We start from the raw sequence: 16,196 nt of genomic DNA on the forward strand, positions 1-16,196 counted from the left end.
GTCGACCACGAAGGTGTCGTTGTATTTGGAGCCCGCGATGACTTCGATGTCGTTGAACGTATCGCCCGCACCGATCCCCGAGATGACCCCGGTTTTCAGGTTGATGTTCATGGCCACCGTGCTGTCCAGATACGACACGATGTCGCGACCGGCACCACCGAAGAACTGGTCGGCACCGCCACCGCCATAGAACACGTCGTTACCGTTGCCGCCGGTGATGATGTTGTCGCTGGCATTGCCCCAGCCGGTGAACGAACCGGTGCCGGTATAGGTCAGGCGCTCGACGTTGGCCGCCAGCATATGGTCCTTGTAGCTGACACGCACTTCATCGTTGCCGCCACCCGCCTGCTCGATGACCGTCACGCCACCGCCGTTGACGTAGTAGATGTCGTCCCCCGCACCACCGTCGTAAGTGGCGAAGAGGTAAGCGTCCGTGGTGAAGCTATCGTTGAACGCCGAACCGATGACTTTTTCGACGTTGGTCAGGGTGTCGCCCTGCGAATCGCCGCCGACACCTGGCAAACCGGTGCCCGGACGGATGTCGATATTGACCCCCGCTGTGGAAGCCGAGTAATCGACCGTATCAAAACCGGCCCCACCGTCGATCTTGTCCGCACCGGCACTGCCCTTGATCAGGTCGTTGCCATCCAGACCATTGATCTGGTCATCGTCACTGGTACCGATCAGCGTATCCGCGCCGTTTGTCCCATTTATAACTGCCATTACTTCTTCCTTGCCTTGTTTGTGAACCGGTACAGGCCAGCGTGGCGATCACACGTCATCGCGGCGCAATTTTCTGAAACAGCGAATGTGTTGATATCGACAGGAAATACCCAATCCTTGAGTCCGCCGAAAAGAAATGTATCAGGAATGAAATAAAGACAAACAGGCAGGCAAAAAAAACAGGCGACTGTGAAAGTCGCCTGTTTTTTGCTACTGCCCAGACGAACCGATCAATCCGCCAGCCAGCCATTCTCCCAGTAACGCAGATTGTCGTCGCGCAAGATGTAGTCGCGCAGCACCACCTCGCGCAACTCGTCGCCCATGCGGTAGCTCGCATCCGGGTCGGCCAGGTGCATGCGGATTGCCTGCAGCCATTCATCCGTGGTGTTGGTCTTGATCCGTGTGCACGGCAGGTAACCGCGATAGGCCTCGGTGTCGGTGCAGATCACCGGGTAGCCGCAGGCGCCGTACTCCAGCAGACGCAGGTTGCTCTTGCAGTCGTTGAAGATGTGGAACTCCAGCGGTGCCAGGGCCAGATCGAGGTTGAGGCTGGCCAGTTTCGCCGGGTACGCATCAAGGGGGATCACCCCGTGGAACTCATGCATGTAGGGGCGCAGGTCATCCGGGCACATGCCGAAAAAGACCCAGTCGACTTCGTCGGCCAGCTCGCGCACGACATCGGCGATCACCGCCAGATCACCATGGTGACTGGTGCCGCCGCCCCAGCCGACTCGCGGCTTTTTCGAAGTGCGGCGCTGGCTGCGCAGGTTGCACCAGAACTCTTTCGCCAACATGTTCGGTACGACGCGAATGTCGTGATGCATGTCCGACAATGCGTTGGCCAATGGCTGAGTCGAAACCACGACACGGTCGCACATGCCGATCGCCCGGCGAACAATGCGTTCCATTTCAAACTTGTCCGGCATGTTGCGGATATGCGCATTGCGATGCGGCACATCAATGACGTAGTCATCCAGCTCGTAGATGCGCCGCGCATTGAAGTAGTTGCGCAGCACCGGCATTTCGTTGACCGACGCCTCTGTGTAACGCCCTTGCAGAACGATTACATCAGGCGACATGCGCTCAATTTCAACGATCGGCGGCAGGTTCACGCTATAGCGAATCTGCCCTTGCACCCGCCCTGCCGCTTCGAGTTCGATCAGCGGTTGCGTGACACGATAGTGACCGATCGCCGAGGCATTGATCGGTAATCCGAGAATCTTCGGCTGGGTGCCAGTGCTGAAAGGACTCCAGCCGGTGCGCAGGCCCGGTTCGAGCGTGAAGCTTGAGCCCGTGTGCTTGTGCAAAGACAGATTGGGATTGTAGGCAGGGTCACGGGCAACGACCGGCAGCCAGCGCTTGAAGAACGTTTCTTCCTGCTGATTGTGCGAGACCCCTTCCTCATCGTTGACCGCATCGACTGGCTGCGCGCCCAGCGCCAGCGCCGCATAGGGCGTCCACACCACCAGATAACCCTGGCGGGCTACGCGCAGCGCCAGATCCACTTCATACAGCATGCGCGGCAGGCTCTGCTCATCCAGGCCGCCCACTGCATCGAACACTGACTTGCGCACCATCAGGCAATCGGCGCCCACCGCGCTCAGATCCTGGACCACCTGCAAACGGAACATGTAGCCGGAGGATTGCATCGACTGGCCATAGAACGGCAAGCCGGCCGGCCCCTGCAAACCGAGCACCAGACCCGCATGCAAAACATAGCCATCAGGATTGAAAAGCTTGGCACCGACGATGCCGACTTCCGGGCGCTGCGCGTGATTGAGCAGTTCGTCGAGCCAGTCAGCCTGAGTGATCACCGTATAAGGATTGAGCAGCAGGACGTATTCGCCCCTTGCCTGACTCACGGCAAAGTTGCGCAATGCGGCGACATTGCCCTGCTGCGGGTAGCTCAGCACGCGTACGCGCTCGCTGCCCAATTGCGCCATGCCGTCCAGCCAGGCACGGGCCTCGGCGGTCTGACTGCCATTGTCGACCAGCAGCAGCTCATACTCGCTGTACGCGGTTTTTTCCAGCAGGCTCTCGACGCAGCGTTGCAGCGCCGCAATCTGGTCGCGGGTCGAAATAATGATCGAGACCAACGGCCGCTGCGCATGCCGATAATCGACTCGATTGAGCAGGTCGACACTGCCTCGGCGCAGGTCGTGGGAGATACCCAGACGGTCAAGATGGGCCGCCAGCAATCGTGAATTGTTTTGCGTCACGGCCGGCAGCGACAGCCACTGGGTCAGGTCGAATGTCGACTCGATGGCAATCTCGGCCAGGTGCCCGACCACCTGGGTGCCGTGATCCTCAACCATGCGCCAGAGCATGTCGTGAGGTGCAAGCTCAGAGAAGGTCGAATCGAAACCGCCGAGCGCCAGAAAAACCTCGCGCCGGAACGCCAGCGCGCGGCCGATATAAGGGTAGCTGCGCAGCAGATCCAGGTTGAAGTCGGGCTTGAATGCCGGCTCCACCGATTCCCCTGCACGCAAACTGCCTTCATCGCTGTACAGACAATGCAGGGCGCTGTTGAAGGCAATGCGCTCGGCCATCATCAACAGAGCCGGGGGCACCAGACGATCACCGGCGCGCAGCAGATAAAACCAGTCAGCACCTTCCAGCTGCGGCAGCAGCTGATTGATCTGCTCCAGGTAATCGTCCTGCAACGGCAGATGGAACACCCGCCCATCCAGTACCGGCTCAGCGCAATCGATGGACAATACCAGCGTCAACTCGGGTGGATAGACCTGCGCAGCGAGACTCTCCAGGGTTCGCTCCAGTGCCGCCGGACTGCCCTGCTCATCCACCACGACTGGCACGATTCGCGGCGTGGACGGCCAGCTCGCCAGCGTGTCCGGCAGCAGTCTGTTCTGCACGTCGCTGAGCCTGCGACACTCCAGCCATTGCGCATAGAGTTCGGCAAAACTCTGGCTGTCCGCGCCGACCTGCCAGATCTGCGCACTTTGTTTGGTACCCAGTGTGCGGCTCAGCGGCAGCTCCACCCAGACCCGGGGCGACTCATCTGCCTTGGGCATGGGCACATAGCGCACCCACCCCTTCGCGGGTGCCGATTCTCCGCTACGCGCCTTGAGCATTTGCAGCACCCATTGCTGCTCGACGGCCAAAGCATCCTTCATCACTTGCTGGCCACTCAGGCGATCCGGGTACAGGCGCTCGATACTCAAGACATGATTGGAGATCACCGTGTTGCCGCGTCGCAGCAAACACACGAACAATGCGAAATCGAGGCTCGCCACAAAACAGTGGTCCGGCTGCGTCAACGCCGGCAGCAACTCGACAACGTCGGCGCGACGGAACAGGGCATTACTGAAACCACCGAGGAGGTTCGACGGGAACGTCTCGAACAGTGCCAGCAGGTCCTCCCCCTTGAACAACCCACTGACCGGTGAAAGTGGCGTATTTTCCAGGCGTGAAGGCAGCACCATGTCGTCGGCGTCCCAGAACAGACGCTGGGCCAGCACCAGGTTGACTTCGTCACGATTGGCCAACACATCAGCCTGACGCTCGATACAGCTGGCGAACAGCTGGTCGTCGTCACACAAAAACTTGATGAATTCGCCCTGGGCCAGATCCAGGCAGGCTTGCAGATTGCCAACCATGCCCAGCGTGCGCGGGTTACGCACGTAATGCACGGCAACCCCGCTCTGCTCGGTTATCGCCGCGACGATGGCTTCGATTTCAGGACCACGACTGTCATCACACACGATGATTTCGAGATGGCCATAACCTTGGCTGACGGCGCTACGCAATGCTCGCTCGAAGAAGCGCGGGTTGAAGGCAGGAATGACAAGGCTGACGAGGGGAAGTGAATTCACGGCGGGCTCGCAGGCGGTACGAGCCCGCTCGGTAAAGCGAGCCCATGAAACCGCAAAAAACATTAACTGAGGAACTGGGCAAACGGGCGCTCGCGCGCCCGTTCAGCGTCAGATCTTGTTGAACAGACCCAACTGACTGATTTTGCTGAAGGCCAATTGCGAGGCTTGCAGCATGGTCTGTTGCAACGTCAGGCGGGTCATCACCTCGGCCGGATCCGAGTCACGGATCGAACCCTGAGTCATGGTGTTGGCCTGAATCAGACTCTGGTTAGTCGTGTCCTGGTCGTCGAGCGACTGTCCACGAGCACCGATCGAGGTCACGGCAGCGCCAATCTGGTTGGAGGCGCTATCGAGGTTGCCCAACGCCGACTCCATGGCCCCCTGGAATTGCTGCTTGACCACCGGATCACCATCGATCGGCAGGTTCAGCGCCGTGACCATCTGGCCCAGGGTGTCGAGCACGTTCTGGGTCTGGTGGTTGTTGGACTGGATCGAGAACTGATCGCCCGCGCCCGGCGTACCGCCAATGGCGAAGGTCACACCGGCGGCCGTAGCGTTGGTGCCGACCATGGTGCCCGACGACACTGGTTTGCTGTCAGCGGTCACAGGGGCCGCGTACAGATCGAAATCGGTGGCGCTGGTGAACTTCAGCACCGCGCCGCCGCCCGACGGGAAGGCCGCGCTGTAGGCCGCCTGGTCGGTCACGCTGGCGCCGGTGATGACCGCAGTCGACGGGTTGCCCGGGCTGCGCGCGGTGGTGAACGAATCCGGCGTGGCCGACAGCTGGAAGCTGTGACCGGCGATGACCGCATCAGGGTTGGTGTCACCGGCCTTGAGGTTGATGTTCAACTTCAAGTCGACGCCGCGGAAGCTGACGGCCTGGTTGGTGCCGTTGCTGTTGCTGATCACGCCGTTCTGGCTGGCTTCGGACGTCACGTCGTTGCCCAAGGCATCAGTGATCTTCAACTGGGTGCTGCTGACAAAGCTGACAGTGTACGGCTGTCCGCCGGAGAATTTGGCGTTGTACGTCGCCGCAGTACCGACCGTACCGTTGGACAGCACCACACGACCGTCATCCACCGCCGGAGCGGTCATGGTGGTCTGGGTGCGGCTGGTGTTGATGGTCTGCTGGAACGCGTCCCAACCGGTAGTGTTGGTCGCGACCGACATACCGTCACCAATGCCCAGGTTGATCTGGGTCTGGTCACCGTTGTAGGTGTAGGTGCCGTCGACGTTCTGCGAGTATGGCGCGGTATCGGTCTTGGAACCGGAGAACAGATAGTTGCCGTTGGCGTCCTTGGAGTTCATCAGGCCCAGCACCTGTTGCTGGATCTGGCCCAGTTCCGCCGCGTACGCCTTGCGGTCAGCATCGGTGGCGATGCCGTTGTTGGCGGCCAGGCCGATTTCCTTGGCGCGCTGCAAAGCTGTAGTGATGGAGTTCAGAGTGGACTCCTGCACGGTCAGCGCGCTCTTGGTGGTGTCGATGTTGCCCTGATACTGGTCGAGCATCGCACTTTGCTGACCCAGCTTGAGCAGACGACCGGCGCCGATCGGATCGTCGGCAGCGGTGTTGATGCGCTGCAGGCTGCTCGCCTCGTTGGCGGTCGCGACCGTCTTGCTGTAGTTGCGCTGATATTGAGCAGCTTGCGTCGCGTAATACTGGGCGGTGGAAATGCGCATGAATTACGACTCCTTAAAGACTGTTGATCAGCGTGGCGAAAGTTTCCTGCGCAGCTTTGATGATCTGCGAAGACGCTGTGTAGTACTGCTGATACTTGACCAGGTTGCCGGTCTCTTCATCGAGGTTGACCTGGGACAACGAGTCGCGCGCGCCCTTGGCCTGATCGAGGATCACCGAGGTGGCGTCATTGTCGGACTTGCTCTGTGCAGCCTTGGTACCGACGTTGGTCACCAGTTTGTTGTAGGCGTCGGTCAGGCTGATGCCTTTGCTGCCGCTGCCGGTGTCCACGGTCTGCTTGGTCTGCAGGCCGACCAGGGCCTGTGCGTTGCGGTTGTCCGAAGAGGCCGCGCCGGTCAGGTTGATGGTGAAGGTTTCGCCGGACTTCGGCGTCGCGCCCACAGTGGTCTGTACGGTGAAGGTCTTCTGCACGTTCGGTGTGACCGTGGTGTCCATCACCGGAGCACCGGTGGAGTCGACCATGCCGACCTTGAGGTTCAAGGTGTTGGCCTGCCCCGGCACAATGGTGCCCGAACCGATGGTGTTGCCCTTGGCGTCGACCATGTTGTACGACTGGCTTCCGCTGGCGACCGCACCGAACACCAGCTTGACCGGCGTCGAGTATTTGAGCGCATTCTGCAACTCGGTCTGCGACGCCGGGTTGTAGATGTCGATCGAGTCGGTCAGCGTCGGCTGGGTGTAGGTACCGGAATTGTTGGCACTGGCCACGCCGGTCAGCGGTGCTGCCGCAGCGATTTTCTTCGGGTCGGTCAGTACGGTCTGGATGGAGCTGGCCGCGTTACGGGTCGGCGTCACCTTGAACGTGTCGCCAGCGCTCAGCGCGCCGCCGTTGAGGGCCAGGGTGAAGCCGTCGATCACCGGTGGTGGCGTGGTCGTGGTGCTGAACGAGCCCATGTCGGTGCCATCGGAGCGCTTGACCGAATAGTTGGTCGCGCTGGTGAAGGTGACCTGATAATCGCTGGTGGTCAGCTTGCCCGTGTCCTTGATGGTGACATCGAGGTTGCCCGAGCCTGCGCTGTTGCCAGACTGCGCAATGCTGCGCTGGCTGATCAGCGCCGCACTGTTGATGTTGTTGAAGATCGCCGCGCCGAAGTCACCGTTCTTGTCGATGCCCTGGGCTTGCTGGCTGTTGACCTGGTCGGCCACCACCAGCGCGACACGACCCAGTTCGTTGAGCGATGGATCGAGCACTTCCTTGCGATAGGTCAGCAGGCCGCCGATTTCGCCGCCGCTCATGGCCGACGTGATGTCGATGACGCTTGAGCCACGGTCCATCTGAATGGCCATGCGCGTCGGATCATCCTTGCTCGGCACGGTGCTCAGGGTGTTGGTGGTGTTGCCGATCACCAGCGGCTGGCCGGTGCCGATATACACGTCAAAACTGGTACCGCGTTCAACGACCTGCGCGCCCGTCAGCTCGGAGAGCTGGCGCACTGCTTCGTTACGGGTGTCGAGCAGGTCGTTCGGCTGGCCGCCACTGGTGGAAATCTCGCCGATCTTCTGGTTCAGATTGGCAATCGAAGTCGCCAATTTGTTGACCTGCGAGGTCATGTCGCTCAGGTTGCCGTTGATCGTGGTGTTCTGATCATTCAGCTGTTTGGCCAGCGCATTGAAACGGCTGGTCAGCGCCTGCGCACCGGTCAGCACCGACTGACGAGAAGTGTCGTCAGTGGCCGAGGTCGCCACGCCCTGCATTGTGGTGAAGAACTTCTGCAGCACACCGGTCAGGCCGGTGTTGGTATCGGACATCGAGGCATCCAGCGCAGTGGCCTGGGCACCGTACGCAGCCGCTTCGCTATTGAGCGAGGTGGCGGTATGCAGCTGGTTTTCGAGGTAAGAGTTGTAGACCCGGCGCACATCGGCCAGGGTCGTCCCCGTACCGATGAAGACGTTGCCGAACTGCTGCGAGGACTTGGTGCTCTGCACGGTTTGCTGGCGTGAATACCCGGCGGTGTCGACGTTGGCAATGTTGTTACCTGTGGTCGCGAGAGAGGAAGAACTCGCGGACAACCCCGACATCCCGATATTGAGCAAACTCATGATTCAAACCTTACCGTGTGTTTATAGAGGCGTCGTTGAAACGCCGGCCGCAGCGTAGTTTTCGAAACTGTTCATCTGCTTGGCTATCTGCGAAATCTTCGTCGCGTAGTTCGGGTCGGTCGCGTAACCGGCCTTTTGCAACTCGCGTACAAACTGTTCTGGGTTATCGGCCGACTTCACCACATCTTGATAGCGATTGTTGGTCTGCAGCAAAGTCACCAGATCGTGGAAACTGTCCTTGTACGAGGCATAGGAACGGAACTGCGCCGTCTCCTTGACCATCTGCCCGTTGCGGAACTCGCTGGTGATCGCCCGGGCCGAATCGCCGGTCCAGTTGCTGCTGGCCTTGATGCCGAACAGGTTGTGACTGCTGCTGCCATCCTGGGCGCGCATGACCGATTTGCCCCAGCCGGTTTCCAGTGCGGCTTGCGCCACCAGATAACGCGGATCGACGCCAATACGCGCGGCGGCTTCTTTGGCCATCGGCAACATGGTGTTGACGAATTCATCGGCGGAGCTGAAAGCGCGCTTGGCCGGTGCCAGCGGAATCTGCGCCATCGCCCGGCCGTAAATCTGCATCTGCCCGCCGGACGCCTTGGCGTCTTCGGCACGGGTCAGCCAGTCGCCGTTGTACAGCGGGCCGGCGCCGGTGGCGGCCGTGGTCGCCGCACGTTGCGGCAAGGCATTGGTGGCAGTCGGCGTGGCGGAAGGCACCAGACCGGCGAGCAAACGATCGGCCAGTTTCGGCGGCAATGCCAGACGACGTTTGTTGATCATTTCCATGTCGTTGGCGTGCGCCAACTGAGTGTTCGGCGCATGCAGCGAACGCGAGGCCCACAACGGACGCTCGCCATTGAGCCGCGACAGCGGACCGGTGCCGGTGGTGCCGGCAGCAATCGGGGTCTGCACCGCAGCGGCTTTCGCCGCCTCTTGCTTGGCGGCGGACGCGGCCGCAGCCTCACCCGGGGCCAGCGGTTTGTTCCTCGACATCTGCTTCATCAGCACGTCGGCCAGACCGATACCACCGCCCTCGCGGGACAGCGAAACCGCCAGTTGCTGGTCGTACATTTCCTGATATTGCTTGGCCGCCGGTGTGTTCATCGGGTTGTCTTTACCCAACGCCTCGGTGGCCGAACGCATCGACTTGAGCATTTCGCCGAGGAACAGCGATTCGAATTCCTGCGCCACCTTGCGCATGTTCGCATCGCTGTTCTTGTCGCCGACCTTGAGCTGGTTCAGACGATTGAGGTCGGAGTACGAACCCGAATCGCCAGTGCCCACCAGACTGCCTTTGCGCATATCCATGGTCGCCGTCCTCAGATCACGATCAGGTCGGCTTGCAACGCGCCGGCCTGCTTCAGTGCTTCGAGAATGGCCATCAGGTCACCCGGTGCCGCGCCAACCTGGTTCACCGCCCGCACGATTTCGTCGAGGGTGGTGCCCGGGCCGAACTTGAACATCGGCTTGGCTTCCTGCTGAGCATTGACCCGCGAACGTGGCACGACGGCCGTCTGCCCATTGGACAACGGACCCGGCTGGCTGACGATCGGGTCTTCGGTGATGGTCACGGTCAGGCTGCCGTGAGTCACGGCGGCCGGCGAAACTTTCACGTTCTGGCCGATGACGATGGTGCCGGTGCGCGAGTTGATGATGACTTTCGCCACCGCCTGACCCGGGTCGACTTCAAGGTTTTCGAGGATCGACAGATAGTCGACGCGCTGGCTCGGATCGAGCGGCGCCGTCACACGGATCGAGCCACCGTCGATGGCTTGCGCCACGCCAGGGCCGAGCATGTCGTTGATCTTGTCGACGATGCGCTTGGCCGTGGTGAAGTCGGAACGGTTGAGGTTCAGCGTCAGACTGTTGCCCTGATTGAAACCGCTCGGCACCGAACGCTCCACCGACGCACCACCGGGGATACGACCGGCCGACGGAACGTTGACGGTGATCTTCGAACCGTCACGACCTTCGGCATCGAAACCACCGACCACCAGGTTGCCCTGAGCGATGGCGTAGACGTTGCCGTCGATACCCTTGAGCGGGGTCAGCAACAGGGTGCCGCCGCGCAGGCTCTTGGAGTTACCGATGGAAGACACGGTAATGTCGACCTGCTGACCCGGTTTGGCGAACGCCGGCAGATCAGCACTTACCGACACCGCCGCGACGTTTTTCAACTGCACGTTGCCCGATCCCGGCGGCACCTTGATGCCGAACTGCGAGAGCATGTTGTTGAAGGTCTGCAGGGTGAACGGGGTTTGCGTCGTCTGGTCGCCGGTACCGTTAAGCCCGACCACCAGGCCGTAACCGATCAACTGGTTGGAACGCACACCGGAAATGCTGGCGATATCTTTCAGCCGCTCGGCGTGGGCACCAAAGGCTGCGGACATCATGGCCGCCGCCAGCATGAAGCTTTTCAGATTCAACGTAGCCACCTAGAAAGGGAACAGCGGGCTGAGGAAGAAACGGTCGAACCAGCCTGGCTGACTCGCATCGGCAAACGAACCGGTGCCCGAGTAGGTGATGCGCGCATCGGCGACACGGGTCGACGACACGGTATTGTCAGTCGCGATGTCATCGGCACGCACCAGACCGGCGATCCGCACCAGCTCGTCGCCGGTGTTGAGGGTCATCCACTTCTCGCCGCGCACGGCGATGATGCCATTGGGAAGCACATCGGCCACGGTCACGGTGATCGAGCCGGTCAGGGTGTTGCCCTGCGCCGCCTTGCTGTCGCCCTTGGTCGCGCGGTCGCCGCTGTAGCCGACGTCGAGGCTCAGATCATTGCCACCCAACGGGTTGTTGGTGGTGCCACTGCCGCCAAACAGCGAAGTCAGGCCGATGCCGGTCTTGCTGTTCTTGGCCACCTGGGAGTTGGCGTTCTTGCTCGCCTGAGTCTTCTCGTTCAGGGTGATGGTGATGATGTCACCAACCCGGAACGCCTTGCGGTCGCTGTACAGGTTCTGCTCGAAGCCGGCTTGATAGATCGAGCCGTTGTTGGCCGCCGCCGGCAATGGCGTGCGCGGCAACACCGGAGCGTAGTAAGGGTCATTGGGCTTGGGCGTCGGTGCGACGCAGCCCGCGAGCGAGACGACCCCACCCAATGCCAGAACAGATACGAAGCGTTTCATGACCCTACCTCACGGTGTTGCTGGCGGCCTCATGGCCACCCCATAGACTTGATTACAGATTCTGCGTTACGAACGAGAGCATCTGGTCGGCGGTGGAGATCACCTTGGAGTTCATCTCGTAAGCGCGCTGAGTGGTGATCATGTTGACCATCTCTTCAACGGTGCTGACGTTGGAACCTTCCAGGGTGTTCTGCAGCGTGGTACCGAAACCGTTCAGGCCCGGGGTGCCGATTTGCGGCGCGCCGGAAGCAGCGGTTTCCAGGAACAGGTTGTTGCCCACTGCCTGCAGACCGGCCGGGTTGATGAAGTCGGCGGTTTGCAGGTTGCCGATCACCTGAGCGGCCGGATTGCCTGGCACAGTGATCGACACAGTGCCGTCGGTGCCGACGGTGAAGCTCTGCGCGTTGTTCGGGATGACGATGGCCGGTTCCAGGGCGAAACCGCTGGCGTTGACGATCTGGCCGTTGGAGTCGAGGTGGAAAGTACCGTCACGGGTGTAGGACGTGGTGCCGTCCGGCTGCAAGATCTGGAAAAAACCGCGTCCGTCGATGGCCATGTCCAGCGGCTGCTCGGTGGTTTGCAGGCTGCCGGCGGTGAAGTTTTTCTGGGTGCCGACGATGCGCACACCGGTACCCAGTTGCAGACCCGACGGCAGTTCGCTGTCCTGGGTCGACTGAGCGCCTGGCTGACGCTTGATCTGATACAGCAAGTCCTGGAACTCGGCACGGTCACGTTTGAAACCCGTGGTCGACACGTTCGCCAGGTTGTTGGAAATGGTGGTCAGGTTGGTGTCCTGGGCGGACAGACCGGTTTTGGCAACCCATAGAGCCGGAAGCATTCGATTCTCCTCGTGCGCCTGTTTTACGGCGCGACGTTCTGATAATTAGCTGATCTGCAAGACCCGAGCCATGGCCTGGTCGTCGTCTTTGGCGGTGTTCATCATCTTGACGTGCAACTCGAACTGCTTGGCCAGAGCCAGCACCGAGGTCATTTCTTCCACGGCATTGACGTTGCTCGACTCAAGGAAACCCGACACCAGCTTGACGTTGGCATCGGCCGGCGCCGGCTGGCCGTCCTTGGTGTAGATCGAGCCGTCGAGGCCTTTGTTGAGGTTCTTGATATCCGGGTTGACCAGTTTGATCCGGTCGACTTCCGCCATGACGCGCGGGCCTTCGCCCATCGCACGAATACTGATGGTGCCGTCTTCACCGACTTCGACCTGCTGCTCCGGCGGCACGGCGATCGGACCGCCGTTGCCGAGTACCGGCATGCCGTTGCCGGCGCGCAATACGCCGAGGGCGTCGATGTTCAGGCTGCCGGTGCGCACGTAGCTTTCGCCGCCGTTGGGGTTCTGCACGGCAATAAAGCCGTTGCCGGTCACGGCGACGTCGAGGTCACGCCCGGTCTGCACCAGCGAACCGGCGGTGAAGTCGGTGGCGGGCCGCTCGCTCATGGCAAACGCACGCGCCGGAAAGCTGTCACCGAACACCGGCATCGAACGCGCCTGCTCCAGGTCGCGCTGAAAACCATTGGTGGAGATGTTCGCCAGGTTGTTGGCATGGGCCTTTTGCGCCAGTGCGTTCTGACTGGCGCCGGTCATTGCCACATAAAGGTACTTGTCCACACTCTTTCCTCTGCATGCCGGACGTTTGCCGCCCACCGCTGTACTGCTGAGCCATAAGCAATTTGCAGACCAACTTTTTTCTGGCGGCTTGCGGCCCGGTAAACAAAGGACTTGCGGGGTTTTGCGGGGAAATTTGAAATGTATCGAAGTCGAAAAACCGGCGGTGTTATGCCGCTTGGCGGCAATACCGATTTTTGCAGATGGAAAAAGAACCTTGTGGTGAGGGGATTTATCCCCGATGGGCTGCGCAGCAGCCCCAAAACCATCCAATGCGATGGATCAGGTGAATCGTGTTCATCGGTATCGGGGCGGCTTCGCCACCCATCGGGGATAAATCCCCTCACCACAAAAGCTCTTCTCACCACAGTGTTGCTGTCAACTCTCGGGGTCTTTACCGACCTCATACTCACGGAGCTTGTTGGCAATGGTGGTGTGCGAAACCCCTAACCGCTTGCCCAATTGCCGACTGCTCGGATGCTCGGAATACAGTCTCTCCAGCACCGCTTTTTCAAAGCGTCCGACGATCTCGTCCAGCCCACCCTCCAGCGAGAAATCGCCAAGCGGCTGACGCACGCCGTAATCCGGCAGGCGGATGTGCTCGACCTTGACTGTGCCGCCCTCGCACAGTGAAACCGCCTGGAACAGCACGTTCTCCAGCTGCCGCACGTTGCCCGGCCAGTGATAATGACTGAGGCGATCCATCGCCGCCGGCGCCAGTTTCGGCAGCGAGCAACCGATCTGGCGGCTGGCCTGATCGAGGAAGTGCTCGACCAGCGGGGTCAAACCGTCGAGGCATTCGCGCAGCGGCGGGATGTGCAGCGACAGCACGTTCAAGCGGTGATACAGATCCTGACGAAACTCTCCGCGCGCGCACAGCTCGGACAAGTCGACCTGAGTGGCGCAGATCACCCGCACATCCAGATACACCTCTTCATCGCTGCCGACCCGGCGGAAGCAGCCGTCCTGCAGAAAGCGCAGCAACTTCACCTGCAAGCGCGGGCTCATTTCGCCGACGCCATCGAGAAACAGCGTACCGCCCGCCGTCAGTTCCAGCAGACCAAGCTTGCCTTCGGCGCGCGCACCTTCGAACGCGCCGGGGCCGTAGCCGAACAGTTCGGTCTCGGCCATCGACTCCGGCAGCCCCGCACAGTTGAGCGCCATCAACGGCGACTGCCCACGCGGACTGGCGAGGTGACAGGCGCGGGCGAGCAATTCTTTGCCGGTGCCGGTTTCGCCCTCGATCAATAACGGCGCATCCAGCGGCGCCATGCGCCGCGCTTCACGCACGACAGCGGCCATCACTTTCGAGCTCTGAAAAATACTGTCGAAGCCACGTAGTTCCTGTTTACGCACGTTATAGATGCGCTCACCAACGCGGTCGGCGCGGTGCAAGGTCAGTACCGCACCGGCCATGGCTTCGCTGTCGTCGTGCTCTGATTGCAGCGGCGCGATATCGGCGAGAAAGATGTCGCCCTTGACCTTGACGCGCATGCCGTTGATTCGCGACTTGTTGGCGCGCACCAGTTCCGGCAGGTCGAAATCCTCGGCATAGCGCGACAGCGGAATCCCCGGCACCTCATCCACCCGCACTCCGAGCAACTGCGCCGCCGCGCGATTGGCAGCAACGATCGAGCCGCCCATATCGATCGACAGCACCGGAAATTCCAGCGCACCGAGCAACGCGTTCAACTCCATGTGCCGACGCTCGCTGGGCATCAGCCCGACGCGCTTGACGCCAAACACCCCGGCAATCGCCTCGAACTTCGGCCGCAGCGCCTGGAACTGGATGTTGATGAGGTTCGGGCAGTGCAGGTAGATCGCATTGCCGTGCTCACCACCGACCTCGCCGCGCGCCACGTTGATCCCGTACTCCACCAACAGGTTGAGGATGTCGCGCAGGATGCCGATGCGGTTCTGGCAGTGGACTTTGATACGCATATGAATGACTCGAGAAATTGGGATTGAACACAATTCCTGTGGGAGCGAGCTTGCTCGCGAATGCGTCAGCACACCCGACATTGATGTGTCAGACCTACCGCTTTCGCGAGCAAGCTCGCTCCCACAGGGTATTGCGGTGCGCCCGGAACCCACTTTTCTGTCGAGGCGCGCAGATAGTTGTCAAGATTATGTGACAGCCACGACCCTTTTCAAACCTGCAAATCACCGCAAACGCGAGATACTGGCCAAAGCGTAACGATTTTTTTACGAAATATGGCGATTGTTCCTATAAGGAACGCGTCCAATCTGCTGCATCCCACCCCACTCTCGGGTAATCCTCAGTCCATCGCTGGACATAACAAGAACGAATTCCCCTAGCAGGAGAGCAGTATGAAGCAGACGCAATACGTGGCCCGAGAGCCCGATGCGCAAGGTTTTATCGACTACCCCGCCGAAGAACATGCGGTGTGGAACACGCTGATCACCCGCCAGCTGAAAGTGATCGAGGGTCGCGCGTGCCAGGAATACCTGGACGGTATCGAAAAACTCGGTCTGCCCCACGACCGCATTCCGCAGCTGGGCGAGATCAACAAGGTGCTCGGTGAGACCACCGGTTGGCAGGTTGCCCGCGTCCCGGCACTGATCCCCTTCCAGACCTTTTTCGAATTGCTCGCCAGCAAACAGTTTCCGGTGGCCACGTTCATTCGTACCCGCGAAGAACTGGACTACCTGCAAGAGCCGGACATTTTCCACGAGATTTTCGGCCACTGCCCGCTGCTGACCAACCCGTGGTTCGCCGAATTCACTCACACCTACGGCAAGCTCGGCCTGCAGGCCACCAAGGAAGAGCGCGTGTACCTAGCGCGCCTGTACTGGATGACCATCGAGTTCGGTCTGGTCGATACCCCGCAAGGCAAACGCATCTACGGCGGCGGCATCCTGTCCTCGCCGAAGGAGACCGTTTACTCGCTGTCGGACGAACCCGAGCATCAGGCCTTCGATCCGCTGGAAGCCATGCGCACACCGTATCGCATCGACATCCTGCAGCCGCTGTACTTTGTCCTGCCGAACCTCAAGCGCCTGTTCGATGTCGCCCATGAAGACATCATGGCCATGGTTCGCCAAGGCATGCAGCTGGGGTTGCACGCGCCGAAGTTTCCGCCAAAACCAAAAGCCGCGTGATCCGCGACTTTTGCTGACAATTGAGTCTG

The 16,196-nt window shown here is 60.6% G+C and carries 11 protein-coding genes; 1 reads left to right on the forward strand and 10 read right to left on the reverse strand.

The genetic code is table 11. The annotated features are described in order from the left end of the window. The 10 genes from JN524_RS10960 to JN524_RS11005 form a co-directional block, all read right to left on the reverse strand. Positions 1 to 723, reverse strand: a 723-nt coding sequence (locus JN524_RS10960; protein WP_442964271.1) for a calcium-binding protein, incomplete at its 3' end; no start/stop codon positions are given. A 230-nt stretch (positions 724 to 953) separates the two neighbouring features. Continuing rightward, positions 954 to 4,556 (reverse strand): glycosyltransferase, encoded by a 3,603-nt coding sequence (locus JN524_RS10965; protein ID WP_202369353.1) that lies wholly within the window; start codon positions 4,554 to 4,556, stop codon positions 954 to 956. A 108-nt stretch (positions 4,557 to 4,664) separates the two neighbouring features. After that, a complete protein-coding gene (locus JN524_RS10970) occupies positions 4,665 to 6,236 on the reverse strand; it encodes a flagellar hook-associated protein 3 (RefSeq protein ID WP_145593092.1) in 1,572 nt (523 codons plus the stop codon). Positions 6,237 to 6,249: 13 nt separating this feature from the next. Continuing rightward, complete coding sequence (gene flgK, locus JN524_RS10975; RefSeq protein ID WP_202369354.1) at positions 6,250 to 8,295, reverse strand: flagellar hook-associated protein FlgK; 2,046 nt, start codon at positions 8,293 to 8,295, stop codon at positions 6,250 to 6,252. A gap of 21 nt (positions 8,296 to 8,316) precedes the next feature. Then, complete coding sequence (flgJ, locus tag JN524_RS10980; RefSeq protein WP_202369355.1) at positions 8,317 to 9,600, reverse strand: flagellar assembly peptidoglycan hydrolase FlgJ; 1,284 nt, start codon at positions 9,598 to 9,600, stop codon at positions 8,317 to 8,319. Between the two features lie 11 nt (positions 9,601 to 9,611). Next, positions 9,612 to 10,700, reverse strand: a complete 1,089-nt coding sequence (locus JN524_RS10985; RefSeq protein WP_150113624.1) for a flagellar basal body P-ring protein FlgI — start codon at positions 10,698 to 10,700, stop codon at positions 9,612 to 9,614. A gap of 27 nt (positions 10,701 to 10,727) precedes the next feature. Further along, the gene (flgH, locus tag JN524_RS10990; RefSeq protein WP_007965503.1) at positions 10,728 to 11,423 is read right to left on the reverse strand and encodes a flagellar basal body L-ring protein FlgH; all 696 of its coding nucleotides are present in this window, start codon (positions 11,421 to 11,423) and stop codon (positions 10,728 to 10,730) included. A gap of 52 nt (positions 11,424 to 11,475) precedes the next feature. Continuing rightward, the gene (gene flgG, locus JN524_RS10995; protein WP_003222804.1) at positions 11,476 to 12,261 is read right to left on the reverse strand and encodes a flagellar basal-body rod protein FlgG; all 786 of its coding nucleotides are present in this window, start codon (positions 12,259 to 12,261) and stop codon (positions 11,476 to 11,478) included. Between the two features lie 45 nt (positions 12,262 to 12,306). Further along, entirely contained in the window at positions 12,307 to 13,047 is a 741-nt protein-coding gene (locus tag JN524_RS11000; RefSeq protein WP_007965507.1) for a flagellar basal body rod protein FlgF, read from the reverse strand. A 375-nt stretch (positions 13,048 to 13,422) separates the two neighbouring features. After that, positions 13,423 to 14,985 carry a sigma-54-dependent phenylalanine hydroxylase transcriptional regulator PhhR gene (locus tag JN524_RS11005; protein WP_027613959.1) on the reverse strand — a complete coding sequence of 521 codons (1,563 nt, stop codon included), beginning with the start codon at positions 14,983 to 14,985 and terminating at the stop codon, positions 13,423 to 13,425. Positions 14,986 to 15,375: 390 nt separating this feature from the next. Between JN524_RS11005 and phhA the strand changes: the two genes are divergently transcribed. Next, positions 15,376 to 16,167, forward strand: a complete 792-nt coding sequence (gene phhA, locus JN524_RS11010) for a phenylalanine 4-monooxygenase (protein WP_007965510.1) — start codon at positions 15,376 to 15,378, stop codon at positions 16,165 to 16,167. Positions 16,168 to 16,196: the final 29 nt, after the last annotated feature.

Source organism: Pseudomonas sp. MWU318, from assembly GCF_016756945.1.
Lineage (GTDB): Bacteria > Pseudomonadota > Gammaproteobacteria > Pseudomonadales > Pseudomonadaceae > Aquipseudomonas > Aquipseudomonas putida_A.